The sequence below is a fragment of the Aeromonas sp. PrichA-15 genome, assembly GCF_017939245.1.
In the GTDB taxonomy this organism is placed as follows: domain Bacteria; phylum Pseudomonadota; class Gammaproteobacteria; order Enterobacterales; family Aeromonadaceae; genus Aeromonas; species Aeromonas caviae.
In genome coordinates, this window is the sequence record NZ_JAGKRH010000041.1 from 1 (window position 1) to 2,524 (window position 2,524).

Genomic DNA, 2,524 nt, shown 5'->3' on the forward strand with positions numbered 1-2,524 from the left:
GGGCGCCGCCGCCACGGGTGGTGTAGCCATAGACCTCGGAGGAGGGTTTGACTTGCGGCAGCATGGAGGCGGGGATGCCCAGCTCGTCCAGCATGCGCTCATCCCACTTCAGGTCGCGGATGTTGTAGAGCATGGTGCGCGAGGCGTTGGTCGGGTCGGTGACGTGCACCTCGCCGTTGGTCATCTTCCACACCAGCCAGGTGTCGATGGTGCCGAACAGCAGTTCGCCGTTCATTGCCTTCTCCCGGGCACCTTCCACGTTGTCCAGGATCCACTTCACCTTGGTACCGGAGAAGTAGGCATCCAGCACCAGGCCGGTGTTTTCGCGAACGTACTCTTCAAGGCCCCGGGCCTTGAGCTCTTCGCAGATGGCCGCGGTGCGGCGGCACTGCCAGACGATGGCGTTGTAGATGGGCTTGCCAGTGGCCTTTTCCCAGACGACGGTGGTTTCACGCTGGTTGGTGATGCCGATGGCGGCGATCTGCTCGCTGTGCAGGCCGCTCTTGGCCAGCACTTCGGTGAAGACGGAGGACTGGGTCGCCCAGATCTCCATGGGGTCGTGCTCGACCCAGCCCGCTTTCGGGTAGTGCTGGGTGAATTCGCGCTGGGAGGTCGCGACGATGTTGGCGTCCTGATCGAAGACAATGGCACGGGAGGAGGTGGTGCCCTGGTCCAGCGCAACGACAAATTTCTTTTCAGCAGACATGATGTTCTCCACGTTTTTATTTTTCCACGTTGTTACACGTTGGGGAGGGCCGCTCTCAGGCGGCGGCCTCTTCTTTGTTAGACAGCTTGGAGGCTTCTTCGGTGGCGACGCGGTTGCCCGGGACGCAGGGAGCCAGCACTTTCACATACAGGGCGGTACCGATCTGGGCGCCGACGATGGGGCCAAGGATAGGGACCCAGAAGTAGGGGTTGTCACGACCACCGGTCAGGGCCACGTCACCCCAGCCAGCCACGAAGGCGAACAGTTTGGGGCCGAAATCACGGGCCGGGTTCATGGCAAAGCCGGTCAAGGGGCCGAGGGAGGCGCCGATCACCGCGATCAGGATGCCGATGAGCAGGGCGGCGGCGAAGCCTTTGGGGGCGCCGTTGTTGTTGTCACCCAGTGCCATGATGCCCAGCATCAGGACGGCGGTGATCACCATCTCGACCGCGAAAGCCTGCATGTTGGAGAGCAGGGCATTGGGGTAGGTGGAGAAGATGCCTGCGGTGCCGAGGCTCTCGACGCTGCCGCGCACCACGTTGTGGGTCAGCTCCCACTGGGTGAACAGGTTGCTGTAGAGGGCGTAGACCAGGGCGGCGGAGGCGAATGCCCCGGCTATCTGGGCGATGATGAAGGGCACCACCTTGCGCTTGTCAAAGCCGCAGAAGGTCATCAGCGCCAGGGTCACGGCAGGGTTGAGGTGGGCACCGGAGATGCCACCGGTGACATAGATGGCGATGGCGACACCCAGGCCCCAGGTAATGGAGATTTCCCATTGCCCGAAGTTGGCGCCAGCCAGCACCAGGGCGGCCACACAGCCGACGCCGAAGAAGATCAGCAGGCCGGTGCCGATAAACTCGGCGAGGCACTCGCCAAGCAGGGTATTGGGTCTTTGTATGCTCATGTTGTTATTCCTTATATCCACCCACAGTAGGTTTGATGTTCCGTTTTGTTATCTTTCATTCCCATTCATTGCGCCCGAAAACGTTTCTTCTTGTTTTTTGAGCTTGCGCAAACGTTATGCTCGTTTGCGCTCGTTCTTGGACGAGAGAGAAAATAAACCTTCTGCGTCAATTCACCATCCCCCCGCCACCGGAAATGTGGGCAAGATCCCATTCATTGCTAAGAAAATGTGACGAAAAGCAACAGTTGTCGGCCATATTACTCCTTAGTGAGTAGCCAAAAGCCACGCCATGCGTGGGCTGACCCTGGATGCGCGTTCACTCACTGCGTCACAATTTTTGTAATAAAACTGCAATAATTTAGCGCTCATCACAGATTAAATGTTCACAAATGAGCGCAATAGGCTCGCTTGCAAATCAAGACGTGTCTGATCGCCGGCATGAGCGGGGCGTCCTCAACCGCCCAGAACAACAATAAAAGGAAGCAGAACATGCTTAGTCTCTTCAGGCCTGCACCCCATATCGACCGGCTGCCGGCCGACAAGGTGGATCCCTTCTACAAACGCATGCGTTGGCAGGTGTTCTTCGGGATCTTCTTCGGGTATGCGGGTTACTACCTGGTACGGAAAAACTTCAGTCTGGCGATGCCCTACCTCATCGAGCAGGGCTTCTCCCGCGGGGATCTGGGTCTGGCCCTCTCCGGCGTCTCCATCGCCTACGGTCTCTCCAAATTCCTGATGGGGAACGTGTCGGACAGATCCAACGCGCGCTACTTCCTCTCCGCCGGTCTGCTGCTCTCGGCAGGCATCATGTTCATGATGGGGACCATGCACTGGGCTACCTCCAGCATTGGCATCATGTTCGTGCTCCTGTTCCTGAACGGCTGGGCACAGGGCATGGGCTGGCCCCCCTGCGG

General features: G+C 59.1%; 3 protein-coding genes. 1 reads left to right on the forward strand and 2 read right to left on the reverse strand.

Annotation, left to right across the window (positions count from 1 at the left end; genetic code table 11):
- Both J9889_RS07315 and J9889_RS07320 read right to left on the reverse strand, forming a co-directional pair.
- A partial coding sequence (locus tag J9889_RS07315; RefSeq protein WP_246878058.1) for an FGGY family carbohydrate kinase occupies positions 1 to 706 on the reverse strand: 706 nt, incomplete at its 3' end.
- Between the two features lie 55 nt (positions 707 to 761).
- Complete coding sequence (locus J9889_RS07320) at positions 762 to 1,610, reverse strand: MIP/aquaporin family protein (RefSeq protein WP_042880435.1); 849 nt, start codon at positions 1,608 to 1,610, stop codon at positions 762 to 764.
- A 489-nt stretch (positions 1,611 to 2,099) separates the two neighbouring features.
- Here J9889_RS07320 and J9889_RS07325 point away from each other — a divergent pair.
- Positions 2,100 to 2,524 (forward strand): MFS transporter (locus J9889_RS07325; RefSeq protein ID WP_210556221.1); only part of this gene is annotated, 425 nt, incomplete at its 3' end.

Bases quoted from the DNA above. Each gene is read 5' to 3' on its own strand.
- J9889_RS07320 (WP_042880435.1), bottom strand. From the start codon at position 1,610: ATGAGCATACAAAGACCCAATACCCTGCTTGGCGAGTGCCTCGCCGAG.